At 55.5% G+C, this 25,559-nt stretch carries 22 protein-coding genes; 10 read left to right on the top strand and 12 right to left on the bottom strand.

The window, feature by feature from the left end; genetic code table 11:
- Positions 1-135 precede the first annotated feature (135 nt).
- Both adhP and PAG01S_RS22395 read left to right on the top strand, forming a co-directional pair.
- A complete protein-coding gene (gene adhP / locus PAG01S_RS04430) occupies positions 136-1,158 on the top strand; it encodes an alcohol dehydrogenase AdhP (protein ID WP_010258714.1) in 1,023 nt (340 codons plus the stop codon).
- Between the two features lie 213 nt (positions 1,159-1,371).
- Entirely contained in the window at positions 1,372-1,509 is a 138-nt protein-coding gene (locus PAG01S_RS22395) for a hypothetical protein (RefSeq protein WP_162849316.1), read from the top strand.
- A 97-nt stretch (positions 1,510-1,606) separates the two neighbouring features.
- On the opposite strand, the gene PAG01S_RS04425 is transcribed toward PAG01S_RS22395, so the two are convergent.
- From PAG01S_RS04425 to betI, 8 genes are all read right to left on the bottom strand, one after another.
- Positions 1,607-1,792, bottom strand: coding sequence for a hypothetical protein (locus PAG01S_RS04425; protein ID WP_062757819.1), 186 nt, complete (start codon positions 1,790-1,792; stop codon positions 1,607-1,609).
- Positions 1,793-1,893: 101 nt separating this feature from the next.
- The gene (locus tag PAG01S_RS04420; protein ID WP_010258727.1) at positions 1,894-2,154 is read right to left on the bottom strand and encodes a hypothetical protein; all 261 of its coding nucleotides are present in this window, start codon (positions 2,152-2,154) and stop codon (positions 1,894-1,896) included.
- Between the two features lie 180 nt (positions 2,155-2,334).
- Entirely contained in the window at positions 2,335-3,477 is a 1,143-nt protein-coding gene (locus PAG01S_RS04415; RefSeq protein WP_062757817.1) for an acyltransferase family protein, read from the bottom strand.
- Between the two features lie 200 nt (positions 3,478-3,677).
- Positions 3,678-4,007, bottom strand: a complete 330-nt coding sequence (mdtI, locus tag PAG01S_RS04410; protein ID WP_010258739.1) for a multidrug/spermidine efflux SMR transporter subunit MdtI — start codon at positions 4,005-4,007, stop codon at positions 3,678-3,680.
- The gene (gene mdtJ / locus PAG01S_RS04405; RefSeq protein WP_062757815.1) at positions 3,994-4,344 is read right to left on the bottom strand and encodes a multidrug/spermidine efflux SMR transporter subunit MdtJ; all 351 of its coding nucleotides are present in this window, start codon (positions 4,342-4,344) and stop codon (positions 3,994-3,996) included. Before mdtJ ends, mdtI begins: the two co-directional genes overlap by 14 nt.
- Positions 4,345-4,773: 429 nt before the next feature.
- The gene (gene betA, locus PAG01S_RS04400; RefSeq protein WP_010258743.1) at positions 4,774-6,456 is read right to left on the bottom strand and encodes a choline dehydrogenase; all 1,683 of its coding nucleotides are present in this window, start codon (positions 6,454-6,456) and stop codon (positions 4,774-4,776) included.
- Positions 6,457-6,479: 23 nt separating this feature from the next.
- Positions 6,480-7,952, bottom strand: coding sequence for a betaine-aldehyde dehydrogenase (gene betB, locus PAG01S_RS04395; protein ID WP_010670776.1), 1,473 nt, complete (start codon positions 7,950-7,952; stop codon positions 6,480-6,482).
- 14 nt (positions 7,953-7,966) lie between these two features.
- Positions 7,967-8,560, bottom strand: coding sequence for a transcriptional regulator BetI (gene betI / locus PAG01S_RS04390; protein ID WP_010258750.1), 594 nt, complete (start codon positions 8,558-8,560; stop codon positions 7,967-7,969).
- A 255-nt stretch (positions 8,561-8,815) separates the two neighbouring features.
- Between betI and PAG01S_RS04385 the strand changes: the two genes are divergently transcribed.
- The 4 genes from PAG01S_RS04385 to PAG01S_RS04370 all read left to right on the top strand — a co-directional run bounded on the left by PAG01S_RS04385 (position 8,816) and on the right by PAG01S_RS04370 (position 13,613).
- Positions 8,816-10,846 carry a choline transporter gene (locus tag PAG01S_RS04385; protein ID WP_010258753.1) on the top strand — a complete coding sequence of 677 codons (2,031 nt, stop codon included), beginning with the start codon at positions 8,816-8,818 and terminating at the stop codon, positions 10,844-10,846.
- A 141-nt stretch (positions 10,847-10,987) separates the two neighbouring features.
- Complete coding sequence (locus tag PAG01S_RS04380; protein WP_010258755.1) at positions 10,988-12,337, top strand: MFS transporter; 1,350 nt, start codon at positions 10,988-10,990, stop codon at positions 12,335-12,337.
- Positions 12,338-12,472: 135 nt separating this feature from the next.
- A complete protein-coding gene (locus PAG01S_RS04375) occupies positions 12,473-12,685 on the top strand; it encodes a DUF1272 domain-containing protein (RefSeq protein ID WP_010258758.1) in 213 nt (70 codons plus the stop codon).
- A gap of 280 nt (positions 12,686-12,965) precedes the next feature.
- The gene (locus PAG01S_RS04370) at positions 12,966-13,613 is read left to right on the top strand and encodes a metallophosphoesterase (protein ID WP_062757813.1); all 648 of its coding nucleotides are present in this window, start codon (positions 12,966-12,968) and stop codon (positions 13,611-13,613) included.
- Between the two features lies 1 nt (position 13,614).
- Here the strand turns inward: PAG01S_RS04370 and rsmF are convergent, their stop codons facing one another.
- From rsmF to yebS, 3 genes are all read right to left on the bottom strand, one after another.
- Positions 13,615-15,042, bottom strand: coding sequence for a 16S rRNA (cytosine(1407)-C(5))-methyltransferase RsmF (rsmF, locus tag PAG01S_RS04365; RefSeq protein WP_212685916.1), 1,428 nt, complete (start codon positions 15,040-15,042; stop codon positions 13,615-13,617).
- A 162-nt stretch (positions 15,043-15,204) separates the two neighbouring features.
- Entirely contained in the window at positions 15,205-17,838 is a 2,634-nt protein-coding gene (locus PAG01S_RS04360; protein ID WP_062757809.1) for a PqiB family protein, read from the bottom strand.
- On the bottom strand, positions 17,807-19,051 hold the full coding sequence (yebS, locus tag PAG01S_RS04355) for a membrane integrity lipid transport subunit YebS (protein ID WP_062757807.1): 1,245 nt from the start codon (positions 19,049-19,051) through the stop codon (positions 17,807-17,809). The genes PAG01S_RS04360 and yebS overlap by 32 nt, the downstream gene beginning before the upstream one ends.
- A gap of 214 nt (positions 19,052-19,265) precedes the next feature.
- On the opposite strand from yebS, the gene msrC reads away from it, so the two are divergent.
- From msrC to htpX, 4 genes are all read left to right on the top strand, one after another.
- Positions 19,266-19,766 carry a free L-methionine (R)-S-oxide reductase MsrC gene (gene msrC, locus PAG01S_RS04350; RefSeq protein ID WP_010258773.1) on the top strand — a complete coding sequence of 167 codons (501 nt, stop codon included), beginning with the start codon at positions 19,266-19,268 and terminating at the stop codon, positions 19,764-19,766.
- A 96-nt stretch (positions 19,767-19,862) separates the two neighbouring features.
- Entirely contained in the window at positions 19,863-20,564 is a 702-nt protein-coding gene (proQ, locus tag PAG01S_RS04345; RefSeq protein ID WP_010258776.1) for an RNA chaperone ProQ, read from the top strand.
- 19 nt (positions 20,565-20,583) lie between these two features.
- Entirely contained in the window at positions 20,584-22,623 is a 2,040-nt protein-coding gene (prc, locus tag PAG01S_RS04340) for a carboxy terminal-processing peptidase (protein WP_010258779.1), read from the top strand.
- A gap of 245 nt (positions 22,624-22,868) precedes the next feature.
- A complete protein-coding gene (gene htpX / locus PAG01S_RS04335) occupies positions 22,869-23,750 on the top strand; it encodes a protease HtpX (protein ID WP_003852678.1) in 882 nt (293 codons plus the stop codon).
- 262 nt (positions 23,751-24,012) lie between these two features.
- Here htpX and PAG01S_RS04330 read toward each other — a convergent pair whose 3' ends face one another.
- Positions 24,013-25,383, bottom strand: coding sequence for an MFS transporter (locus tag PAG01S_RS04330; RefSeq protein ID WP_061901379.1), 1,371 nt, complete (start codon positions 25,381-25,383; stop codon positions 24,013-24,015).
- Between the last annotated feature and the right edge of the window lie 176 nt (positions 25,384-25,559).

The following is a 25,559-nucleotide window of genomic DNA, read 5'->3' as shown; positions in this document are numbered from 1 at the left end:
TCCATCCCAAAAACCCACTCCACTCTGCAAAAGCAGAAACAACCCTGCCAGCCTCGCACCCAAAGCTTACCTGTCATCTTGTCATCACCGCGGTTTGGCTTATCCTTAAAGCTTCAATCAAAAGGAGCATCGTTTATGAAAGCGGCAATTGCTAACAGTGAACACAAGGTTGAAGTGGTTGAGAAGACGCTGCGTCCTCTCAAAACGGGCGAAGCACGGCTCAGGATGGAATGCTGTGGCGTATGCCATACCGATCTGCATGTGAAGAACGGTGATTTCGGTGATAAAACCGGCGTGACGCTGGGCCATGAAGGTATCGGTATTGTTGAGGAAGTCGCGCCAGATGTGACCTCACTCAAGCCAGGCGATCGTGCCAGCGTGGCATGGTTCTTTAAGGGCTGCGGTCACTGCCAATACTGTAACTCCGGTAACGAAACGCTCTGCAGAGAGGTCGTTAATGCCGGTTATACCGTCGATGGCGGCATGGCTGAAGAGTGTATCGTCGTTGCAGACTATTCGGTCAAAGTCCCCGACGGGCTTGATCCTTACGCCGCCAGTAGTGTCACCTGCGCTGGTGTCACCACCTATAAAGCGGTGAAAGTGTCCGAGGTAAAACCGGGTCAGTGGCTGGCGATTTACGGTCTTGGCGGGCTGGGAAATCTCGCCCTGCAGTATGCGAAAAATGTTTTTAACGCCAAAGTGATCGCGGTTGATGTGAGCGATGGGCAACTGGCACTGGCGAAAGAGATGGGTGCCGACCTGGTCGTAAACTCTGCCAGCGAAGATGCGGCTCGCTTTATTCAGGAACAAACCGGTGGCGCGCATGCGGCTGTGGTAACGGCGGTTGCCAAAGCAGCATTTAACTCTGCGGTCGATGCGGTCAGGGCCGGTGGTCGGGTGGTGGCTGTCGGACTGCCGCCGGAAGCGATGAGCCTGAATATTCCGCGTCTGGTGCTCGATGGCATTCAGGTGGTGGGATCGCTGGTCGGGACGCGTAACGATCTGGCGGAAGCTTTCCAGTTTGCGGCAGAAGGGAAAGTGGTGCCGAAGGTGACCAAAAGGAAGATTGGTGAGGTCAATGCCATCTTCGATGAGATGATTCAGGGCAAGATCCGCGGCAGGATGGTAATCGACTTTAGCGGTCAGTCTGCTGAATAATCCGTGCTGATAATCGCAGAAGCCCGCGCCGTGCGGGCTTTTTTATGCCTGTAAGGCCAGTTTCCTCCCTCTGAATGCGTAAGAGCACATTCCGTTAAAGCATTAATAAGCGCGGCTTTATGTTTCATGATGTGATTTTCACTTGAACTTTACCGGTAACATTATAGTTTATGGGGTGAAGTCTGATTACACACATCTGAAGGAGGGTTATTTATGGCTAAGAATCACTTACTCAAATCCATTGAAATTGCAGCGATTGTGCTGTTTGTCCTGATACTGGCTTATCTGGCGGTTACCGGTCTGCTGTCATCAACTGGCGTTGATCACGCCTGGCCGTATCCCAGTAAGTAACTGAGTGCCACACCAGGGAAATTATAAATAATATAAATAGATAACCGATCCTGATACAGGACATAAAAAACCCCGCAATTGCGAGGTTAATCAGAGTTTACACCAGGCTCACCGAAAGCAGAGTCAGCTCTTCGGTTTCCAGCGACAGGCTTTTTTTGGTTTCGAACATAAAGGCTTCCAGCGCCTCCTCGACATCGTCGCCCTCGATAAAAGCGTGAGTTGTGACATGATTTTCACCTTCAGGCTTAATCACGTAAGAAACAAACCACTTCTTCTTTTGCATGATGCTTATCCTCTTCTGAATAGGTAAATGCCGCGCACCGGCAATACTGAGTTTTTCCGCCAGCAGTTCAGCGGAACATGTACGGGTTCTGTCCGACAAGACTAATCAAGCGGGGCCGGATGCAGCAGGTCGATCACGTCATCAATTTCATTGCTGGCCGCATGGCGATCAAGGGCAACCGCATAGTAGCGTCCCTTGCAGTAGTGCTTTGTTACCGCCACCCGATGGCCGGTATCGCTGTCAGCTTCACCGCCGGTCAGGGTCTGCAGGTGGGGCGGGATAACCAGCTCACTTTCGAGTTGTTCTGCTTCAATGATCACTGCGCCACCGTCGGTGGATAGCAGCAGATGCTGAATGCTCATGTTCTCTCCTCTGAGTCAGATTGCTAACCGGCAAAGTGTAGTTCACCTCAGCGGGTGTGCTGGCGACGGGCTTAATCAATGCCTGAGCAGGCTCGTTATCACAGCCAATTGCGCTTTTCCTGGCAAAAAAAAACCCCGAACTCGGGGGCTTTTAAAAACAGAAGGGCCTGCCTTAAAAACTCAGCTGGTCTGATCGGCCAGCTTCGGCTTCAGCACGCGCTTACCAATCTGAATGCCGGGCTTCTCAACATACTTATAGAGTAAAGAGGCCAGCGCATAGGTCACCGGGATGGCAGAGACGCAGACAATCAGGAAACGCATCATGTCGCTCTTAAACTCAATGTCGGTGTGATTGAGCAGCAGTGCGATCAGCGGGATTACAATCAGCAGATGCAGCAGGTAGACAGAAAACGACACGTCGCCCAGCCAGGTGCTGAGACGGTTGTTCAGCAGCTTACGCGGTAGAGCGATCAGCGTTGCCATCAGGCTGCCCGGCGGGTATTGCCACAGAATCGCCGTCATACCGACGATCATCAGCGCCTCCATAATCACCTGCAGCTTAATCGCGCCCAGGCCCATCGCCACGCTGGCGACCGGGCCGAGCAGCGCAAAAGCGACGTAGAGCAGGGATTTACGGCGGATCGCCTCGGCCAGCAGCATGCCCGACAGGAACATATTCAGCTTTATCAGGATCATTGAAGGCATCTCAAACGCCTCATAATAATCTGCCAGCACATATCGGCCTGCGCAGCAGAGCGCCATGATGCCAATCAGCGAGGCGGCATAACCAAAGCGCAGCGTCACCAGCATGATGAACGGGAACAGCAGATAGAACTGCATCTCCAGCCCGATGCTCCAGTCAGGCAGCACGGTATTAAAACCATATTCGGGCAGCAGGCCGAACAGGAAACTGAAGTGGGTCAGGATGTTTGCCAGCGACTGGTCGTTGTAACGCGACGACTCTGTGGCGGTGCCGGAATAGAAATGAGCAATGGTGTCACGCATCTCGCCGAACCACGGGCCATAAAACAGGGCGATGATTAACAGAAGATAGTAGAGCGGGGCGATGCGGAAGAAGCGCCGGATCCAGAACTTCTTAATGGTCTCTGTGCTCTGCCACGGCTCTTTCTGCTGACGCTCGACGTAGTTTTTCGCCATCAGATAACCCGATAACAGAATAAACAGATCGACCCCAATGCCAGGGGATGAAATAAGCGTGATGTGGCAATGAACCAGTAAGCTGATATGGCCAACTAATACCCAGAGAGAAGCGATGCCGCGTAATCCCTCCAGCTCCGTAGACCAACCTCGTGTTGCAGACATAACTATTCCTCGTTTTTATCCGACCTTCGGCGCTCACTAAGCCTCAAGGCAACAGATATGTAAACGGGCCTTTACAAAAGTAAGAAGATTCCGAGCACAGGTAAGAGGGAAAAATCAACCGAAACAGGGCGGGAAAGCACAGGAAGTTAAGGGCGTGCAGTGGCACACCCTTAATCAATATTACTGATTGAGATGGCCGATCAGGCCAGTTTTAACAGGATCATACCGGCCAGCAGCAGGGTCAGGCCGGCCCAGCCTTTGCGGTTCAGCCGCTGGCCAAACAACACCCATCCGGCCGCGACAGTGGCGATAATCCCGAAACCGCCCCAGACCGCATAGGCGATCGACAGATCGATACCTTTGACCGCCTGAGCGAGTGCGCTGAATGCGAGCAGGACACAGCAAAGTGAAAGCAGACCGTACAGCGGTTTCTTAAACCCATCAGAATATTTAAGGAATATGTTAGCGGCAATCTCCAGCACGATAGCCAGCGCCAGCCAGGACGCATGAACAAGATCAGCGATGAGCATGATTAATCTCCGCTGATGATTGGGTGCCGGTTTTGATCAACACAATTCCGACAATCAGCGTCACCAGCCCACAGACCTTCAGCGCTGACAGCGTTTCACCAAACAGCTGCACGCTGAATAACGTAATCAGCATGATGCCGATACCTTCCCACAGCGCATAAGCCACGCCCAGGGCGATACGTTTAATGGCGAAACTCAGCAGAATATAAGAACAGGCAATCATGCCCAGCATCATCAGGTAGCCGGAATGGCTGCCATTGAGGCTGGACCATTTCATAAAAAGGGTACCAATAATTTCAGTAACAATAGCGAGTGATAATAAAACCCAGGCGCGCATGGGTGCTCTCCAGCAACGATAAATGACGACCTGCAACAACGCACAACGTGCGGGCAGACTCAGAACAGTTCGAAGTGGTGAGGGGACTACAGGGCGTTACGCCAGTGCTGATCGGCGGCGTTCCAGCCAGAAAGGCAAGAGGGGGAATGCAGGGGGTTTGACATGAACATTCTGCTCATAAAATTTACAACACATCCACATTGTTGCTTCTCATCAGTGGACGGATAGTGCCTCCGGTTAAATAGATGCTGGATTTATAGCATTCTGCACATCGCCAAATCAACAGCAGATGCTGCTTTGTTTGATGTCTGTTAAGGTTTGATGGTTTGAGAATGATGAAGTGTGGAAAAGGATCTGTGGTAAACCGTAATAAAAAAAATAGCCGGGCAACAAAAGTGCCCGGCTATTATTAAGTGACGCTGTCACGTGTCATTCAGCGCGCTGCGGAACCGTGCGAACGGGTGCATCACCCGCGACATAGTAAGCGGCGGTGCTGCGTGGCAACGGATCGCGTCCACGAATCTTATCGGCAATTTTCTCGCCAATCATGATAGTGGTGGCGTTCAGGTTACCGGTGATGATTAGCGGCATAATCGACGCATCTACTACGCGTAAGCCTTCCAGCCCATGCACACGACCTTCGCCATCAACGACGGACATCGGGTCGTTACCCATCTTACAGGTGCCGCAAGGGTGATAGGCGGTTTCGCCGTGGTTACGCACGAACTCATCCAGCTGCTCATCTGTCTGGCAATCCAGTCCCGGACTGATTTCACGGCCACGGTACTTGTCCAGCGCCGGCTGATTAATGATCTGGCGCGTGATGCGAATTGCATCGCGGAACTCATGCCAGTCCTGCTCATGCGACATGTAGTTAAACAGAATGGCCGGATGACGACGCGGGTCGCGCGACTTCAGGCGTACATGACCGCGGCTTGGAGAACGCATCGAGCCAACGTGACACTGGAAGCCGTGGGCATCAACCGCGTTGGAGCCGTTGTAGTTAATCGCCACCGGCAGGAAGTGATACTGAATGTTCGGCCAGCTGAACTCTTCGCGGCTGCGGATAAAGCCACCCGCTTCGAACTGGTTGCTGGCACCAATACCGGTGCCGTTAAACATCCACTCTGCACCGATTTTCGGCTGATTCCACCACTTCAGAGCCGGATAGATTGAGACCGGTTCTTTACACTCATACTGCAGATACATCTCCAGATGGTCCTGCAGGTTTTCACCCACGCCCGGCAGGTCGTGAACCAGCGGGATATCAAACTGCTTCAGCAGCTCAGGAGAACCCACGCCAGAACGCTGCAGGATCTGCGGCGAAGCGATAGCGCCGGCACACAGCAGCACTTCACGACGCGCGGTCACTTTGTTGATGGTGTTGCTGTCGCCTTGCAGATACTCCACACCGACCGCACGCTTGCCATCGAAGATGATACGATCGGTGGTGGCGTGCGTGATGATCTTCAGGTTGGCGCGGCCTTTGGCCATATCGAGATAGCCACGCGCGGTGCTGGAACGACGACCGTTTGGCGTCACGGTACGATCCATCGGACCGAAACCTTCCTGCTGATAGCCATTAAGGTCGTCAGTGCGCGGATAGCCCGCCTGCACGCCCGCCTCAATCATCGCTTCAAACAGCACGTTATTGCCCGCTTTAGGCGTTGCAACACACACCGGGCCGTCGCCGCCGTGGAAATCGTTCGGGCCGATATCGCGGGTTTCCGCTTTACGGTAGTAGGGCAGGCAGTCCAGATAGCTCCAGTTCTCCAGCCCAGGTTCGCTGGCCCAGTTATCGAGATCCATCGCGTTACCGCGGATATAACACATGCCGTTAATCAGTGATGAACCGCCCAGACCTTTGCCGCGACCACACTCCATGCGGCGATTGTTCATGTAAGGCTCTGGCTCGGTTTCATAAGCCCAGTTATAGCGCTTGCCCTGTAACGGGAAGGCGAGGGCCGCAGGCATCTGAGTGCGAAAATCAAAGCGGTAATCCGGGCCGCCCGCTTCCAGCAACAGGACGCTCACGTTGCTCTCTTCAGTCAGACGGGTAGCCAGAACGTTTCCTGCGGATCCGGCTCCAATAATAATGTAATCAAATTCCATTCATCGTTCCTCAGGTTAAGTGATTAAAAGACTGACTGAAAACGCGTCAGCTCAACCTGCACTGACTTCACCTGGGTGTAGCTCTGCAGCGTCATCAGGCCATTCTCACGGCCAATGCCGGAGTGCTTGTAACCCCCCACTGGCATCTCTGCGGCTGATTCGCCCCAGGTATTAATCCAGCAGATTCCTGCTTCGATCTGATGAATCACGCGGTGCGCCTTATTGAGATCCTGCGTCACCAGCCCGGCGGCCAGACCAAATTCGGTGTCGTTGGCGCGGCGGATCACTTCTTCTTCACTTTCGTAGCTCAGGATCGACATGACCGGTCCGAAGATCTCTTCACGCACAATCTTCATCTCATCACGGCAGTCGGTGAATACGGTTGGTGCAACCCAGGCACCCTGGTCGAAATCGCCACCGGTCAGACGTTTGCCGCCGCACAGTACGCGTGCGCCTTCAGCGATGCCGGATTCGATATAACGCATCACATTATCGCGATGGCTGAAGCTGACCAGCGGACCAAAGTTGGTCGCCGGGTCACGCAGATCGCCTGCCTGAATGCGGGCAACGCGTTCGCTGATTTTCGCCTCGAATGCGGCCTGCAGTTTTGCAGGAATAAAGACGCGGGTGCCGTTGGTGCAGACCTGACCGGAGCTGTAGAAGTTCGCCATCATGGCGATGTCGGCGGCCAGATCGAGATCGGCATCATCAAAGATGATCAGCGGTGATTTACCGCCCAGTTCCATGGTGACCTCTTTCAGCGTTGAACCTGCTGCATTGGCCATCACTTTTTTGCCGCTGACGACGCCACCGGTAAAGGAGACTTTGTCGATGCCAGGATGCTCAGTGAGCAACTGACCGGTGACCGAACCGATGCCCGGCAGCACGTTGAATACGCCATCCGGCAGGCCCGCCTCGGTGTAAATTTCCGCCAGCTTCAGGGCAGTGAGCGGGGTCATTTCACTCGGTTTGAAAATCATCGCGTTACCCGCTGCCAGCGCAGGCGCGGATTTCCACAGGGCGATCTGAATCGGGTAGTTCCAGGCACCGATACCGGCTACCACGCCCAGCGGTTCGCGACGGGTGTAAACAAAGGAGGTTTCACGCAGTGGGATCTGCTGACCTTCCAGCGCCGGAACCAGACCGGCGTAATACTCCAGTACGTCTGCGCCGGTGACGATATCGACCGCTGAGGTTTCGCTGTAAGGCTTACCGGTATCGAGCATTTCCAGCTCTGCCAGCTCATCATTACGCTCACGCAGAATATCGACGGCGCGACGCAGGATGCGCGAGCGCTCCATGGCGGTCATCGCGGCCCAGACTTTCTGGCCTTTTCTGGCGGCAGCAACGGCGCGATTGACATCTTCCTGGCCGGCGGCATGAACCTCTGCCAGCACTTCGCCGTTGACCGGGTTAATCGTCTGGAACGTTTCGCCAGACGCTGCGGCAACATAAGCGCCATCGATGTAGAGTTTCTGCTCGGTGAATCGGGACATGTTTTCTCCTTCCGTTATTCGTGCTCGCCAGCCAGTTGCTGACGGATGAATTGGGTGGTCAGTGTGAGGGCGATGACCGGGTTAAATGGCTTACCGCTCAGCGCGGCGCGCAGCCACAGACCATCTATCAGGGCAGCCAGCCCGTGTGCGGCCAGACGTGCCTTCTCCAGCGGCAGTTCACGCCGGAATTCGACCACCAGCGTTGAGTAGAGCCGCCGGCTGCTGACCCGCTCCAGGCGATTAAGCTGGGGCTGATGCATGCTGCTCGACCAGAAGTCGAGCCAGGCTTTCATCACTGCCGTGTGCACCTGGGTATCATCAAAATTACCCTCAACGATGGCACACAACCGCTGTTCTGCAGAGGCACCGGCCAGCGGTTCTAACCGCGACAGTACCGCCTCCCGCAGTTGACGCGTCACATCACGCATCGTGGCTTCCAGTAAGCCGTTCTTGTCCTTGAAATAGTGACTGATGATGCCGGTGGAAACCCCCGCCCGACGGGCGATCTGGGCGATAGTGGCATCATTAATCCCCACTTCATTAATCGTGCTCAGGGTCGCATCAATCAGTTGCCGACGACGTATCGGCTGCATCCCTACCTTTGGCATAGCTCCAGCTCCACCCTCAAATCGAGCCCCTATTTAAACTTTTTTTGATTGCACGTTCAATATAAAAAGAAAATTTGTTAGGATGCTGTTCTTTAAATGTAGCGAAAGCGAAACGGCAATGAGTGCTAAAATAGGCTGGTTTGCCTGAGCGATTAACAGGAAGTGACAGAACGAAACAGGGCCGCACGGCCGGAAAGCCGTGGACGGCAAGACTTATCCATTGCGTATTTTCAGGACATTAACCAGAGGTAACCGATGAATAATCCACCTGCCGGTGAAAAAGACAGACTCAATCCCGTTGTATTTTATACCTCTGCCGGATTGATTCTGACGTTTTCACTTGTGACGATTCTCTATAGTGAACTGGCCGCGAGCTGGATCCTCAAGGCGGTAAACTGGGTTTCCGCCACCTTCGGCTGGTACTACATGCTGGCTGCCACGCTCTATATTGTTTTTGTGTTGTATATGGCCTGCTCACGCTTTGGTTCGATCAAGCTCGGGCCTGAGCACTCCAAACCCGAGTTCAGCGTCCTTAGCTGGTCTGCCATGCTGTTCGCCGCCGGCATCGGCATCGACCTGATGTTCTTCTCGGTCGCCGAGCCGGTGACGCAGTATATGCAGCCGCCGGAGGGAGCAGGGCAGACGATGGAAGCGGCCCGCCAGGCGATGGTCTGGACGCTGTTCCACTACGGATTGACCGGCTGGTCAATGTATGCGTTGATGGGCATCGCGCTAGGCTACTTCAGCTATCGCTATAACCTGCCGCTCACCATCCGTTCCGCGCTCTATCCTATCTTTGGTAAACGCATCTATGGACCGATTGGCCACACCGTAGATATCGCCGCCGTGGTCGGCACCATCTTTGGTATCGCCACCACGCTCGGCATCGGGGTCGTGCAGCTTAACTATGGCCTCAAAGTGCTGTTTGATATCCCGGAAGGCCTGACCGCGCAGGCCGCGCTGATTGTCCTCTCCGTGGTGATCGCCACCATTTCTGTCACGTCGGGCGTCGATAAAGGGATCCGTATTCTCTCTGAGCTGAACGTGGTGATGGCGCTGGGACTGATTCTGTTTGTGCTGTTCTTCGGCAACACCGAGTTCCTGCTGAATGCGCTGGTGCTGAACGTCGGGGATTACATCAACCGCTTCATGGGCATGACGCTCAATACCTTTGCCTTTGATCGTCCGACCCAGTGGATGAACAGCTGGACGCTCTTCTTCTGGGCGTGGTGGGTGGCCTGGTCGCCATTCGTCGGCCTGTTCCTGGCGCGTATCTCACGCGGTCGTACCATCCGTGAGTTCGTGCTGGGCACGCTGATTATTCCGTTCACCTTTACGCTGTTGTGGCTGTCAGTGTTCGGTAATGCCGCGCTGTATCAGATCATCCACGGCAATACGGAGTTTGCGCAGGAAGTGATGAACCATGCGGAGCGCGGCTTCTACAGCCTGCTGGCGCAGTATCCGGCGTTTAAACTCAGCGCCTCGGTCGCGACTATTACCGGTATGCTGTTCTACGTCACCTCGGCGGATTCCGGCTCGCTGGTGCTGGGTAACTTCACCTCGCGACTGAAAGATATCAACAGTGATGCACCGAACTGGCTGCGTATCTTCTGGTCTGTGGCGATTGGGGTACTGACCCTGAGCATGCTGATGACCAACGGTATCACTGCCTTGCAGAACACCACGGTGATCATGGGGCTGCCGTTCAGCTTTGTTATCTTCTTTGTCATGGCGGGGCTGTTTAAATCCCTTAAGATTGAAGATCACCGTCGGGCCAGCGCCACGCGCGACACCGCGCCCTATCTGGCTCATGCGACCGATCGCCTGACCTGGAAGAAGCGTCTGTCGCGCCTAATGAACTACCCAGGCTCGCGTTATACCCAGCAGATGATGGAAAAAACTATCTATCCGGCGATGCAGGAAGTGGCGAAAGAGCTGGAGCTGCGGGATGGCCGGGTCACGCTTGAGAGCGTTGAGGCGGATGAAAGCAACCCGATTGGCTATCTGGATCTGCGCGTCCATCTGGGCGAGGAGCAGGACTTTATCTATCAGGTCTGGCCGCAGCAATATTCGATTCCGGGCTTTACCTATCGCGCCCGCAGCGGTAAATCGACCTACTACCGGCTGGAAACCTTCCTGATGGAAGGCAGCCAGGGTAATGACTTAATGGATTACAGCAAAGAGCAGGTGATCATCGACATACTGGATCAGTATGAGCGACACCTGAACTTCATCCATCTCAACCGTGAAGCGCCGGGCAGCAACATCAGCTTCCCAAGCGCTTAAATCAGGGCCCGTCAGTGAGCAATTGCTGGCGGGCTATTTTTTCGCTACCGTCGTCATGAACAATACCGCTTCACCTGCCGAAATCGACTATCTTTAGGGCTTTGCTGGCCTGATGCCTGAAAAGCGTAGACAGGGAGTCATATGGGAAAAATATTCAGTACGTTTCTGCCGCTCTATACCACTACGCTTCTGATGCTGCTGGGTTCCGGTTTACTGACTACCTACGTCTCGTTACGGCTGGCCAGTGAGCAGGTTAATGGTGCGCTGATCGGCGCGATTATTGCGGCCAACTATATCGGGCTGGTGATTGGCGGCAAAGTGGGGCACAACCTGATTGCCCGCGTCGGCCATATCCGTGCCTACGTGGCCTGTGCCGGGATCATTACCGCCTCGGTTGTAGGTCATGGGCTGACGGACTTTATTCCGCTGTGGGTCTTTCTGCGTCTGATTATCGGGCTCTGCATGATGTGCCAGTACATGGTGCTGGAGAGCTGGCTCAACGATCAGGCGGAATCTTCCCAGCGCGGCATGATTTTCGGCCTCTATATGGTCGCCACCTACCTTGGACTCAGTGGCGGACAGGTGATACTGAGCCTGCAATCGGGGTTTGGCGTGAGCACGCTGCTGATTGTGGCGCTCTGTTTCGCGCTCTGTCTGGTGCCGATTGCACTGACCACCCGCACTCACGTCCGGCCCATGACACCGGCGCCGATGGAGCTGGGCTATTTTATCCGCACCATTCCCAAACTGCTCGGCACCACCCTGGTGACCGGCATGGCGATTGGCGCGTTCTATGGCCTGGCACCGGTTTATGGCAGCAGCAAAGGCTTCACCACCAGCCAGACCGGTTATTTTATGAGTCTCACGATTTTTGCCGGGCTGGTGTCGCAGTTTCCGCTAAGCTGGCTCTCTGACCGCTACGACCGCCAGCGGCTGTTATTCATCATTGCCATGCTCTTTGCCGTGGCCTGCGTGCCGCTGGTGGTGCTGCCGCATCTGACCTTCCACTGGATGATTGGCATCGCCTTTGCCGCCAGCATGATGCAGTTTGCGCTCTATCCGTTGCAGGTGGCGCTGGCCAACGATCAGGTCGCCGCCGATCGTCGTGTCTCGTTAACCGCCTGTCTGCTGATGGCGTTTGGTATTGGCGCCAGTATCGGCCCGCTGGTGGTCGGTGCGCTGATGCAGCCGCTGGGCAGCAATATGCTCTATCTCTTCTTTATGCTCTGTGCGCTGGTGATTGGCGGACTGAGTTATGTGCGTGCGCCGGGTCCGCTTCCGACTACCGAAGTACCGTTGCCGCATGTGGTGATGCCTGACAGTCTGGCGACCTCGCCACTGGGTGCCGCGCTGATCCCGACGCTGGAAGAGGAGGTGATTCATGCGTCGATGGGCGGTCAGGAGCCGGAAGAGGAGAGTGCTGAGTTCGATGACACAGCTGACGAAGAGGATTTGCCCGATGACCTTCCTGAGGATCAGCGGCACAAATAGCAGCGGCAAAGCACCGCTGACTGCACCATTAAAGCAGGATGTCCGGATCTGACACACTCTTGTCCGGTTGCTGGCTCGACATTCGGGTCAGCAACCGCGAAGCTGGCGCATACCGCTTTTTTAAGGAGTCACACCATGCTGGAACTTCGCCCCAATTGTGAACGCTGCGACGTTGATCTGCCGCCATCTTCTCTGGCGGCACGCATCTGCTCGTTTGAATGCACGTTCTGCGCTGACTGTGCTGAGCATCTCACTCATCTTTGCCCCAACTGCGGCGGTGAGCTGGTGCGCCGTCCGGTGCGTCCGGCAGAGAAACTGCAGAAATATCCGGCTAAAATGCGTAGCTGATCCCAAATGACTACAGATATGGTTGGGGCAGAATAGCCTGTCGCGCCTGATCGCTTTATGATGTATTTCGTCCCTGACAGAGCTACCACCTTTACTGAGTGCCGGAGATAAGCGCCGGGAGGGACGTACCTTTCATCTCTCTTTAATCGCTTCGTCCGACCCCTTGCACCCTTTCAGCCAGCCTCCTTTGCATTCTGCTTGCCAGCGCGTCATGCCATTACAGGGTCAGCCCTGACTATACTCAGAAGATGGTTTCAGCAGACAAAGGCCGGGTGCAGCGATGTATTACCAATCCCTGAATGGCGCAGCGTGGCGACGGATCTGGGTGGTCGGCGATCTGCATGGCTGCCGCCGCGAACTGGATGCGCTGTTGCAACAGCACCAGTTTGACCCGCAGCAGGACTTACTGATTTCGGTAGGTGACATCATCGATCGCGGTCCCGACAGCCTGGGTTGTCTGGCGCTGCTGGAGGAGCCCTGGTTTCGCTGCGTGCGGGGGAATCATGAGGAGATGGCGCTTTCAGCATTACAGGGGCAGGAAATGGCGCTCTGGCAGATGAACGGTGGCGACTGGTTTTTTCGGCTGCGTGGTGCAGCGTTGATTGCGGCGCGTCACGCCTTGCAGCGTTGCCGCGAGTTGCCGCTGATTCTCCATCTGCAGCTCGATGAGCGAATTATTGTGATTGCTCATGCTGATTATCCGGCCCGGGAATATGCGTTGAATAAGCCACTCGACTGGCAGCAGGTGGTCTGGAGCCGTCAGCGGCTGGAGGCGATGGAGTCAGGCGAACGGGCGGGCATCCGTGGCGCTGACGCCTTTTACTTCGGACACACGCCGCTGAAACAGCCGCTGACGATTGCCAATCTGCATTACATCGATACCGGCGCAGTGTTTGGCAATCATCTGACGATGCTGCAAATAAAGTGACTCAGCGGAACAGGCGTCCGTCGCGCACAAGCTCCCGCGGATAGCTGTTCTTGATACGGCTGCCGACTTTTTTAGCCAGCCCCAGCGGCTGCTGCTGATAAGTGACAATCATCTCATTACGGGTAGGTTCCGTTTCCGGGTAGATATCCCGGCCGCGATACCACTCTTCCGCCTCTGCTGCGGTGAGCTCAAAAGTCTGCGCCGCATCCGGTTTTGCCAGCGCAATTACCGCTTCATGCTGCCAGCGATAGCCTTTAGCAAAGGTTTCTGCCAGCTTCAGGCCGATGCGCGAGAACCGCACTTTGCCCAGCAGCGGGGTGACGGCCTTCGGGAACAGCCAGATCTCTTTATCACGCTGCCACAGCTCCAGCGACGCATCCCATTTAAGAGAGACAGCGGCGGCGGCCTGGGCTATCTCACTTTCCAGCTTGCGGCTGAGGTGGGAGAAGGGCAGTTTACCCACTTTGTAGCCCGGCAGCGGTAAGGGCTCGACCGACGCGGTTTTACGCAGCCGCGCAACGAAAAAGCCTTCGCTGTCGAACATCTGCGGGAAGACATGCAGATAGCCCTCGGGCGTCGCGGCCTGTCCGGCACCCTCAAACAGCCCATCGAGCGCTACAACCTCAACAGCGTCCGGATAGCGCTCCAGCAGCCAGGCAATGACCTGCTGATTCTCAATCTGATTCAGGGTACAGGTGGAGTAAACCAGCGTGCCGCCGGGTTTGAGTGCATGAAAGGCACTGTCGAGCAGATCGCGCTGGGTCGCGGCGATCTCATGCGTACTTGCCAGCGTCCAGTTTTTCAGCGCATCAGCATCTTTGCGAATCACCCCTTCGCCGGAGCAGGGAGCGTCGAGCAGGATGGCGTCGAACTGTTCCGGCAGGGCTGGCCCGAAGACCCGCGCGTCAAAGTGCGTTAAGGCACTGTTGCTGACGCCGCAGCGGCTGATATTGGCGTGCAATACTTTTACCCGGCTGGAGGAGAATTCGTTAGCCAGGATAACGCCCTGATTGCCCATCCGCGCAGCAATCTGGGTCGTTTTAGAACCCGGTGCCGCCGCCATATCCATCACGGCGCTGACCTCTGGCTGAGCATCAAACAGGGCAGTGACCGGCAGCATGGAGCTGGCCTCCTGAATGTAGAACAGGCCACTGAGATGCTCAGCCACGCTGCCCAGCGGCAGGCTCTCATCTTCCCGACTGATCCAGAATCCCTCTTCGCACCACGGCACCGGCGTCAGCTGCCAGTCATAACGCGCGGTCTGACTCAGAAAGTCAGCCACGCTGATCTTCAGGGTATTGACGCGAATACTGCGGCGCAGGGGTTGCTGACTATACGCAATAAATTGCGCGAAGCTCGCCTCATCGGGCAGGCTCTGGCGCATTAACGAGAGAAAATCGGCGGGGAAAAGCGAAGAAGCATCTGACACGGGCACATTCCAGTTAAGGCAAAGGCGGCAGTGTACCATGAGGAAAGGAAACGGGCAGCCAGGCTGCCCGTTTGAGGGAGTGAATAAGGCGTATGATCTCTGAGCCGGTGCTGACTTTAAACGCCTAAAAGGGCAGAACAGTCTGCCCGTTTGAGATAGCGTTTAGTGCGGAGACGGGATCGCCGTTCCCCAGTTACGCCAATCTTTCGGCGCTTCATCCTGCAGCAGGAAGTGTTTATCCGGATTCGCCTGTGGCGCCAGCGGCACCGTCGGCGGCGTCGCAAACTGAATGCCACCGCGAATAAACTGCTGGAAGGTCCCGGTTTTCACTACGCCACCCACCAGACCGAAGTCCAGGTTATAGCCGGATGCCAGCCAGAACACCGAGTTATTACGCACCAGATGCTGGTACTTCTTACTGATGCGCAGGGCGATCTGCACACGATCCGCCATATTACCCAGTGAAGTGCCGGTCACGGTACCCACTTCCACACCACGGAACAGCACCGGCGTACCCAGCGACAGTGAACCGGCCTCAGTGGCATCAACATAAATGTTCAGGCCATTAAGGTAGCGGGAATCGGTAATGGTGCTCTCCTGCAGCTCAAACGTGCGCGCGGCGCCGCCTTTGCCTGGATCCACGTTGACGTAAGGCTGCAACAGGGTTTCCAGATGATTCACGCCGGTAGCGGAAATCTCCGGTGAGACCACCGAGAAACGGCTGCCGAGACGGGCGAAATCGTTCACATACTCCGGATAGAGTACCGCTTTCGCCACCACCTGATTGTTATCTTTGCTTAACGACAGTGACTCCACCTGGCCGACATTAATACCCAGATAACGAATCGGCATCCCGGCAGAGAGTTTGCTGGCGTCATAGGTGTGCAGCGTAATCTGGCTACCCACCGCGCGGGCGGCGGTTTCAGACGGATAGAGGACGCGTTTGGCCCCTTTGGCCGACTGTGCACCACTCATATTGTCGAAACTGATTGCGCCTTTCAGCGCGCGATTGAGCGGGGAAGCCTGCACCGTCAGGCCGCTGCCGTTAAGGCTGACGCGTGCGCCACCCTCAGCCCAGAACACGCTTTCGCTGGTCAGCAACTTGCGATATTCCGGTTGGATATGTACCGCAATATCAAAGGCGTCAGCGCGCGGCGTGACTTTGACAATCTCACCCACCTGAAATTTGCGGTAAAGCACGACAGAGCCGGCCTGCACGTCAGGCAGACTGGTGGCGGTCAGCATCAGCGTGGTAGAAGGGCCATCGCCGGTAATGCCTTCTTCCGCTTTTTCAGCATCGGCAAACAGCGGATAGGCACTTTTTGGCTCACCCTTTTTGCCCGGATCCAGCCGGATACCGCCATCCACCCATTCACGGGCGCTGGCACCTAATACCTGCATGCCATCAAGACCGAACTTCACATCCAGCCGACTGTTGACGATAAATTTGCTGTCGCCATGCACCAGATTGCGATTTTCAGGATTGACCGCCACCACGAAATTCACGCCATTTTCATCCAGCGTACGCGACATCACCTGACCAATCTGCATGCCGTGCAGCATCAGCGGCTGGCCCTGATCGATACCATAGCTCTCTGGCGCGCTGAGTTTTACCGTCAGCACATTGGGCTTCTGCAGCAGAGTCTCATTGGACGCCAGCACGGTGTAGTGCTGCTGCGGCTCGCCTTCACCTGGCACCAGTTCCAGCGTGTTGCCGGTCAGTAGCGCGCTGAGGCTGGTATCCGTCAGGCTGATTTTCGGGCTGTGCATCTCAATGCGGGTGCCGCTGCGCATCAGACCGACAACAGAGGGATCGATCGTCAGCTCGCCGGTGACCTTGCCGCCATCCTGCAGGTTCAGTTTGGTCAGCGTGCCGACTTCCAGTCCCTGATACATCAGCGGGGTGCTGCCCGCCTTGAGATTGTTGCCGTTAGGCAGATCCAGCGTGATCTGCACGCCGCGCTGACTATGCGCCAGATCGGGATAGAGCCGGTAATTCTGCTCAGCTTTGGCCGTTTCCGCACCCTGTGGTGAGTCAAACGCGATCGCGCCATTGACCAGCGCCGCCAGACTCTCCAGCTGCACTTTAGCCCCGCTCAGGCTGACGTCAGCATTCATGCCTGACACATTCCAGAAACGGCTGTTGGTTTTCACCAGATTGATAAAGCGACGGTCAATCAGCACATCAATCGACACGCCATCGGATTTGCTGTTAATGCTGTAGTCATAGACCCGGCCAACCGGAATTTTGCGGTAATAGACCAGCGAGCCGGTGTTGAGCGAGCCGAGATCGGGCGCATGCAGATGGATCATCAATTCGCCGGTATTCACCCGATATTTGGGCTGCGTATCCAGCGCGGTAAATGACTCGCTGGGTTTACCTTTACCTGGCATCATCCCGATGTAGTTACCACCGACCAGCGCATCCAGCCCCGACACACCCGCCAGCGAGGCTTTAGGCGTCACCAGCCAGAACTGCGTATCTTCACGCAGCGCATCGCGCATGTCGCTCTTGATGCTGGCTTTAATCTGAATGCTGCGATAATCATCACTGAGATTAATGCCCTGCACGGTGCCCACTTCCACGCCCTGATAGCGGATCGGGGTGCGACCCGGCACGATACCATCCGCCGTCTGGAAATTGATGGTGATGGTGGTGCCGCGCTCCTGATAATTGGTCCAGAGCAGCCAGCAGGCGATCAGCATCGCAATAATCGGCAGCAGCCAGAAGGGCGAAATTTTGCGCTTATTACGCAGCGTTGCGTTAGTCGGTGTAGTCGGCGTTTCCTGTTGCATGTGCATCCCAGAGCAGGCGGCTGTCCAGCCACTCAACAGACATAATGGTCAGGATGACGGCCGCGCCAAAAAACAGCGCCGCCGGTCCCATGGTAAAAGCCAGCAGCTGATCACGGTTGACCAGCGACATGGTTAACGAAATGACAAACAGATCGAGCATTGACCAGCGGCCAACCCAGGTGACAAACCGCAGCAAGCGGATGCGGGTTCTCAGCCCCTGTTCACAGCGAAAATGAATGCTGAGCAGCAGAGTCAGCATCACCAGCACCTTGATAAACGGCACCAGAATACTGGCGATAAAAACAATCGCCGCCACCGGAATATTGCCTTCGCCCAGCCCCAGGATACCGGAGAAGATGGTGTCCTCACGCCGTGAGCCATTAAGATAGACCACGGAGATCGGCATCAGATTTGCGGGGATCAACAGCACAATCGATGCGATGAGCGCGGCCCAGGATTTCTGCAGGCTGTGGCGGCGTCGGAAGTCGAGCGGCGTGTGGCAGCGCGGGCAGCGGCCCCGTTCATCGGGTATGCTGGTGTTGTGACAGTTCAGGCAGACCTGCATATCGTCACGGGCCATATTGCCAGGCGTCTGTGGGTAGAAATGCTCCCACAGCTGCTCCATATTCAGATGGATCAGTGTCAGCACGCTCAGCATCGTCAGGGCGATGTAAGCCGCCAGCCCGTAGCCAATCTCCAGCGAAGCATAGTCCTGCACTTTAATTGACGCCACGGCGATGCCGATCAGATAGATATCGAGCATCACCCACTCTTTCAGCTTCTCCAGCATCAGCAGCACGGGACGCAGGTTCATGCCCAGCCGGTGGCCGATACCGAGATAACAGATACCCGCCACCAGCGTCACCGGCGCGCCGATGGTGCAGAACGCCACCATTGAGGCCGTCAGTACATCACCCTGCTGGGTCATCTGGATGATGCCTTCCAGTACGCTGGCATTGATGCGCATGCCAAGCAGCCGGATATCTACCAGCGGCAGGGAGAAAGCAAAGGGCATTAACACAATCATGGTGGCGGCCATCGCCATAAGACGGGTCATTGGCCAGTCGCGACCACTGAGAATTTCGGCGTTACAGCGTGGGCAATGTGCCGACTGATGCGATTTCACATCCGGTAAGGAAAAAAGGGTATCGCATTGCGGGCAACGCTGATAACGTGCGTGAGGCAATGTCTGGCTGATAGCGTGAATTTTCATAGGGTGATGCAATCTTCGCTCTTCAGAAGTAACAGATATCGGTCATAAAGACATTGTCTGTGTGCCTGTCTCGGGCATCACGCTTCGATCCACAGAATGCTAAGGGTATAGCAACTAACGCTATGATTCACCTTGTGGCTCTGGATATTTAAAACTTATTTTTAACGAACGGTCTTTAATGCCCCGTTCAGATGTCATTGGTAACGGTTAAATAATGAACAAAACTGCCTTTTACGCCGATTTGAATCGCGATATGCGCGCCTTACTGGCGGGAGAAACGGCGTTCCTCGCCGCGATGGGAAACTTTAGCGCGCTGCTGTACGAACGTCTCGATGGCGTGAACTGGGCAGGTTTCTACCTGCTGACGGAAGCGGATACGCTGGTGCTGGGCCCGTTCCAGGGCAAAATCGCCTGTGTGCGCATTCCGGTCGGTAAAGGTGTGTGTGGCACGGCGCTGGCAGAAGAAAAAGTGCAACGCGTAGATGATGTGCATGCCTTCCCGGGCCACATCGCCTGTGACGCTGCCAGCAATGCTGAGATTGTGATTCCTCTGAAAGTGAATGGCACTGTGGTTGGGGTGCTGGACATCGACAGCGTGGCGTACAATCGCTTTGACAGCGACGACGAATCGGGGCTGGTCACACTGACTGATGGGCTTTGTGAAGTGCTTGCGAACAGCGACTTAGAAAAATATCTGCAGCTGACGCGCAGCTAATCGACTGGATCACATGGCATTTAGCGATGTTGTCATTATAATGTCGCCTGTTCATGCCTGCGCTGGTCGGCAAACCCGTTGTAATCAGGAAATTTCATGGAAAATCAACCTAAGTTGAATAGCAGTAAAGAAGTCATCACTTTTCTGGCGGAGCGCTTTCCGCACTGCTTTAGCGCTGAAGGTGAAGCGCGTCCGCTCAAAATCGGTATCTTTCAGGATCTGGTCGAGCGTGTTCAGGGCGAAATGGGTCTGAGCAAAACACAGCTGCGTTCCGCGCTGCGTCTCTATACGTCAAGCTGGCGTTATCTGTACGGCATCAAAGCCGGTGCTATCCGTGTCGATCTCGACGGTAACGCCTGTGGCGTGCTGGATGAGCAACACGTTGAGCATGCACGCAAGCAGCTGGAAGAAGCGAAAGCACGCGTCCAGGCGCAACGTGACCAGCAGCGCGCCGCGCGTCGTGAAGCAGGCGAAAGCGAAGAGGGCGCGGCACCGCGTCGTCCACGCAAGCCGGCGGCACGTAAGCCTGCAGAAGGCGAAGCCGCGCGTAAACCGCGTCCGCAGACCACTGCACCGCGTGCGACCGCCTCACAGCATCGCAAGCCAGCCCCACGTCCGGAGCAGGAAGCCCGACCCATCACTGATACCTCAACTTTGCAACCCGGCCAGAGTATTAAAGTTAAAGCAGGCAAAAGTGCGATGGACGCTACCGTTCTTGAAGTATCAAAAGACGGCGTTCGGGTCCAGCTCGCTTCCGGCATGGCAATGATTGTGCGCGCAGAACACTTGCAGTTCTGAAACGGAGGCTAACCCCGGCATGAACACCCTTTTTAAAGTTGGACTTATTGCGGGCCTGCTATTAGCAGGCCCAACCTTCGGCGCGGAGAACATTACCCGCGCCGATCAGATTCCCCAGCTTCACGAAGATCCGCAGGATCCGACGGTCAGTGAGCGCGTAACCTCGCGCTTTACCCGTTCCCACTATCGCCAGTTCGACCTGGATCAGAACTTTTCAGCGAAAATTTTTGATCGCTATCTGAACATGCTCGACTACAGCCACAACGTGCTGCTGGCGTCAGATGTGGCGCAGTTTGCCAGCAAAAAAACCACCGTCGGCGATGAGCTGCGCAGTGGCAAGCTGGATCTCTTTTACGATATTTATAATCTGGCGCAGAAACGCCGTTTTGAGCGCTATCAATATGCGCTGACGGTGCTGGCTCGTCCGATGAATTTCAGCGGCAATGACACTATCGACATTGACCGCGCGAAAGCACCCTGGCCGAAAGATCAGTCTGAACTGAATGCGCTGTGGGATGCCAAGGTCAAATACGATCAGCTGAGTCTGAAGCTGGCGGGCAAAGATGATAACGAGATCCGCGACGTTCTGACCAAGCGTTACAACTTTGCTATCCGTCGTCTGGCCCAGAGCAACGGTGAAGATGTTTTCCAGCTGGTGATGAACGCTTTTGCCCGCGAAATCGATCCGCACACCAGCTATCTGTCGCCGCGTAACACCGAGCAGTTCAACACCGAAATGAGCCTTTCCCTGGAAGGCATCGGTGCGGTTCTGCAGATGGATGACGACTATACGGTGATCAACTCGATGGTCGCAGGCGGCCCGGCCGCGAAAAGCAAAGCCATTACCGTTGGCGATCGCATCGTCGGTGTTGGTCAGCCAGGCAAGCCGATGGAAGATGTGATCGGCTGGCGTCTGGATGATGTCGTGGCAAAAATTAAAGGACCAAAGGGCAGCAAAGTGCGCCTGGAAGTTCTGCCAGCCGGTAAGGGCACCAAAACCCGTACTGTGACGCTGACGCGTGAGAAAATCCGTCTGGAAGATCGCGCGGTTAAATTGACCATCAAAAATGTCGGCAAGCAGAAAGTGGGCGTGCTCGATATTCCTGGTTTCTATGTCGGCCTCACCGACGACGTGAAAGTACAACTGCAGAAACTGCAGAAACAGAACGTCGACAGTGTGGTGATCGATCTGCGTACCAACGGCGGCGGCGCGCTGACCGAAGCAGTCTCGCTTTCCGGTCTGTTTATTCCGAGTGGTCCGGTGGTTCAGGTACGCGACAACAATGGTCGGGTTCGTGAAGACAGCGATAATGACGGCGTTGTCTACTACAAAGGACCGCTGGTGGTGCTGGTCGATCGCTTCAGCGCCTCAGCCTCTGAGATCTTCGCTGCCGCGATGCAGGATTACGGTCGCGCGGTGATTGTTGGCGAGCCAACCTTTGGTAAAGGCACCGTTCAGCAGTATCGCTCCCTGAACCGCATCTACGATCAGATGCTGCGTCCGGAGTGGCCTGCGTTAGGCTCCGTTTCTTACACCATTCAGAAGTTCTATCGCATTAACGGCGGCAGTACACAGCGTAAAGGCGTCACGCCGGATCTGCTGATGCCAACCGGCGTTGAAGCGGCGGAAACCGGTGAGAAATTTGAAGACAACGCACTGCCGTGGGACAGCATCAAAGCGGCGACCTATGTCAAAACCGGTGATGTGAAACCGCTGGTGGCGCAGCTGACTAAGCAGCATGCTGATCGCATCGCTCAGGATCGCGAGTTCCAGTACATCATGAAGGACATTGCCCGTTACAATGCCCTGAAAGATAAGCGCAACATCGTGTCGCTTAACCTCGCTCAGCGCGAGAAAGAGAACCACGAAGATGATGCGTCTCGTCTGGAGCGGATCAATGCGCGCTATCAGGCCGAAGGCAAAAAACCGCTGAAAAACCTGGATGAGTTGCCGAAAGATTATAAAGAGCCGGATCCGTATCTTGATGAGACGGTGAAGATCGCTAACGATCTTGCGCAGCTGGAGAAATCCCAGCCAGAGGCGCCAGCGGCTAAATAATTCGCTGTTGGCAGAAAAAGCACCGCTCAGCGGTGCTTTTTTTTTGTACTCAGAAAAGTTTCCAGTAAGCAATGATTAGCGCTTGTGAAGATGCCTGAAGGCTAGGCTCCTCATCAGGCGTGTCATAATGTAAAGTTATGTCTTTTTAGGCACTTAAACGTTAAGGTTGCTTGAAAAGCAGCCCAATGCCCATAGGATATGGATCCGCGTATAGGCGCGTGAACTACTGAGGAAGATTAACAAAAATGATGCGTATTGCTCTTTTCCTGATGACCAACCTGGCTGTGATGTTGGTATTCGGGCTGATTCTCAGCCTGACAGGGATCCAGTCAAGCAGTGTTCAGGGCCTGATGATCATGGCAGGCCTGTTTGGCTTCGGCGGTGCGTTTGTTTCACTGCTGATGTCGAAGTGGATGGCACTGCGATCGGTTGGCGGTGAAGTGATTGAACAGCCACGCAACGAAACCGAGCGCTGGCTGGTGGATACAATTGGCCGTCAGGCACAACAGGCGGGTATTGCGATGCCACAGGTGGCGATCTATCACGCACCTGACATCAACGCCTTTGCAACTGGCGCACGGCGTAACGCCTCACTGGTTGCTGTCTCAACCGGTCTGCTGCAGAACATGAGCCGTGATGAAGCGGAAGCGGTGCTGGCACACGAAGTGTCACACATCGCCAACGGCGACATGATCACCATGACGCTGATTCAGGGTGTGGTGAACACCTTTGTGATTTTCGTTTCACGTATTCTGGCGCAGATCGCGGCGGGCTTTATGTCCGGCAACCGTGATGGTGAGGAGAGCAGCAACGGCAACCCGCTGGTCTACTTTGCGGTGTCGATGGTGCTGGAACTGGTGTTTGGTATTCTCGCCAGCATCATCACCATGTGGTTCTCGCGTCACCGTGAGTTCCATGCCGATGCCGGTTCAGCGAAGCTGGTAGGTCGTGAGAAGATGATTGCGGCGCTACAGCGCCTGAAAACCAGCTACGAACCGCAGGAGCCGAGCAGCATGATGGCGTTCTGTATCAACGGTAAGGGCAAATCGTTCAGCGAGCTGTTTATGTCGCATCCGCCTTTAGATAAGCGTATTGAAGCACTGCGTAGCGGTCAGTATCTGAAGTAGCGTTCAGCAGAGCAAAAAAGGCGACCCTGGGTCGCCTTTTCTGTTTAGAAATCATAATCAGACTGAATCTGACAGCAATATCTTAGCTCAACATGCAGGGAACCCGGGCAGAGGAGGAAAGCGTCCCGCGCCATGGATGGTGCGGGCCGACCGTCATGGATGACAGAAGTCTTTCCGATCTGACCGGGTTCCCTGTGAAGGCTCGGCCTTACAGCGAATCGGGTCACACTCTGTCAGGTGGTCGCCTTTTCTGTTTCTGCCATCAGGCGCGGGTCTGCGTCATCCGCGACACACTGACCAGTGCGGCCACGGCGGCAAAGCTGCCCGCCAGCAGCAGCGAAGCGTGCGTCCCGCGTTCATCAAACAGATTAAACATCAGCGCGACCAGTGCAGCACCCATACTCTGGCCCAGCAGGCGCGCGGTGCCCAGCATGCCGCTGGCACCGCCGCTGCGATGACGCGGAGCGGAAGTGACAATAGTGTGGTTGTTGGGTGACTGAAACAGCCCAAAACCGGCACCGCAGAGCATCATGCGCCAGATTATATCGCCATCACCCGGGTTGGCCGGCAGCCAGGCGAGCAGAAACAACCCCAGGGCGAAAATGGCCAGCCCGATGCCGCCCAGCAACCCTGCATGCACCCGTTCAATCAGCCGGCCGGCAATCGGCGCAAATACCATGGTTGCCAGCGGCCAGGGCGTCAGCAGTAAACCGGTTGCCACCTCATCACGCTGCAGGACGTTTTGCAGAAAGAAGGGCAGCGACACCATCGCCAGCATCTGCGCGCAGAACGAACAGACCGACGTTCCCATCGACAGGCTGAAAATCGGGATACGCAGCAGATCAACCGGCAGCAGCGGCACCGCCATGTTTAACTGACGACGAATAAAGAACCAGCCCACAACCAGCAGAGCAATGACCTCCGATAGCACCAGCAGATGACTCTGTCCCTGTGCAAACCCGCTCAGCGCAGAGATGATCAGACCAAAGAACAGGGCGTTCATGATCGCGCTGGGAACATCAAATTTCTGCGCCGTCGCTTTCTGCGGATTATCAGGCAGCGTGCGCAGCGCCAGCCAGAGCGCAATGGCACCCAGCGGGACGTTAATCAGAAACAGCCACTTCCAGCTTGCCACCGAAAGAATCGCTGCGGCAACCGTCGGGCCTGCCGCGGTTGAAACCGCCACGACCAGCGAGTTGATCGCCATGCCGCGTCCCAGATGACGCTGCGGATAGATAATGCGTATCAGCGCGGTATTCACACTCATCAGCGCTGCACCCCCTAACCCCTGCAGCACGCGGGCGAAAGTCAGCATGGTCAGGGTGGTGGAGAAGGCGCAGAACAGCGAAGTGGCAATAAACAGCGCCAGGCCCGCCTGATAGACGCGGCGATAACCCAGCATGTCGCCCAGAAAGGAGAGCGACAGCAGCGAGACGATAATCGCAATCTGATAGGCGTTCACTATCCAGATCGACTGCGCCGGGCTGGCATTCAGTTCGCGCGAGATAGTGGGCAGGGCGACATTGGCTATCGCGCCATCCAACACCGCCATGGTCAGACCCAGCGCGATGGTGACGATTGCCATATAGCGCTGACGCGCGGGTAATCCATCCTGAGGAGGGGAGAGTGTCATAAGTTAATTACTAAAGAGGGTGAATATCATCATGCTAATGAAATTAACGCTGAAATACAGCGATCGGATGGATAAAAACTGTCTTTAAATATGACGTAATGGTTAAAGCATTGCTGCCTTCGTATGCCTCACTCTATACTGACAGTCCGTTCCATTTTTTTTGAAACAGGTTTAAC

It is taken from the genome of Pantoea agglomerans NBRC 102470 (genome assembly GCF_001598475.1).
Lineage (GTDB): Bacteria > Pseudomonadota > Gammaproteobacteria > Enterobacterales > Enterobacteriaceae > Pantoea > Pantoea agglomerans.
Note: the sequence above shows the minus strand (reverse complement) of the source record. Positions and strands in the feature narration are given on the sequence as shown.

What these genes read in the sequence shown, in the direction of transcription:
- adhP (WP_010258714.1), top strand. Translation starts at nt 136, where the DNA reads ATGAAAGCGGCAATTGCTAACAGTGAACACAAGGTTGAAGTGGTTGAG.
- PAG01S_RS22395 (WP_162849316.1), top strand. Translation starts at nt 1,372, where the DNA reads ATGGCTAAGAATCACTTACTCAAATCCATTGAAATTGCAGCGATTGTG.
- PAG01S_RS04425 (WP_062757819.1), bottom strand. Translation starts at nt 1,792, where the DNA reads ATGCAAAAGAAGAAGTGGTTTGTTTCTTACGTGATTAAGCCTGAAGGT.
- PAG01S_RS04420 (WP_010258727.1), bottom strand. Translation starts at nt 2,154, where the DNA reads ATGAGCATTCAGCATCTGCTGCTATCCACCGACGGTGGCGCAGTGATC.
- PAG01S_RS04415 (WP_062757817.1), bottom strand. Translation starts at nt 3,477, where the DNA reads ATGTCTGCAACACGAGGTTGGTCTACGGAGCTGGAGGGATTACGCGGC.
- mdtI (WP_010258739.1), bottom strand. Translation starts at nt 4,007, where the DNA reads ATGCTCATCGCTGATCTTGTTCATGCGTCCTGGCTGGCGCTGGCTATC.
- mdtJ (WP_062757815.1), bottom strand. Translation starts at nt 4,344, where the DNA reads ATGCGCGCCTGGGTTTTATTATCACTCGCTATTGTTACTGAAATTATT.
- betA (WP_010258743.1), bottom strand. Translation starts at nt 6,456, where the DNA reads ATGGAATTTGATTACATTATTATTGGAGCCGGATCCGCAGGAAACGTT.
- betB (WP_010670776.1), bottom strand. Translation starts at nt 7,952, where the DNA reads ATGTCCCGATTCACCGAGCAGAAACTCTACATCGATGGCGCTTATGTT.
- betI (WP_010258750.1), bottom strand. Translation starts at nt 8,560, where the DNA reads ATGCCAAAGGTAGGGATGCAGCCGATACGTCGTCGGCAACTGATTGAT.
- PAG01S_RS04385 (WP_010258753.1), top strand. Translation starts at nt 8,816, where the DNA reads ATGAATAATCCACCTGCCGGTGAAAAAGACAGACTCAATCCCGTTGTA.
- PAG01S_RS04380 (WP_010258755.1), top strand. Translation starts at nt 10,988, where the DNA reads ATGGGAAAAATATTCAGTACGTTTCTGCCGCTCTATACCACTACGCTT.
- PAG01S_RS04375 (WP_010258758.1), top strand. Translation starts at nt 12,473, where the DNA reads ATGCTGGAACTTCGCCCCAATTGTGAACGCTGCGACGTTGATCTGCCG.
- PAG01S_RS04370 (WP_062757813.1), top strand. Translation starts at nt 12,966, where the DNA reads ATGTATTACCAATCCCTGAATGGCGCAGCGTGGCGACGGATCTGGGTG.
- PAG01S_RS04360 (WP_062757809.1), bottom strand. Translation starts at nt 17,838, where the DNA reads ATGCAACAGGAAACGCCGACTACACCGACTAACGCAACGCTGCGTAAT.
- yebS (WP_062757807.1), bottom strand. Translation starts at nt 19,051, where the DNA reads ATGAAAATTCACGCTATCAGCCAGACATTGCCTCACGCACGTTATCAG.
- msrC (WP_010258773.1), top strand. Translation starts at nt 19,266, where the DNA reads ATGAACAAAACTGCCTTTTACGCCGATTTGAATCGCGATATGCGCGCC.
- proQ (WP_010258776.1), top strand. Translation starts at nt 19,863, where the DNA reads ATGGAAAATCAACCTAAGTTGAATAGCAGTAAAGAAGTCATCACTTTT.
- prc (WP_010258779.1), top strand. Translation starts at nt 20,584, where the DNA reads ATGAACACCCTTTTTAAAGTTGGACTTATTGCGGGCCTGCTATTAGCA.
- htpX (WP_003852678.1), top strand. Translation starts at nt 22,869, where the DNA reads ATGATGCGTATTGCTCTTTTCCTGATGACCAACCTGGCTGTGATGTTG.
- PAG01S_RS04330 (WP_061901379.1), bottom strand. Translation starts at nt 25,383, where the DNA reads ATGACACTCTCCCCTCCTCAGGATGGATTACCCGCGCGTCAGCGCTAT.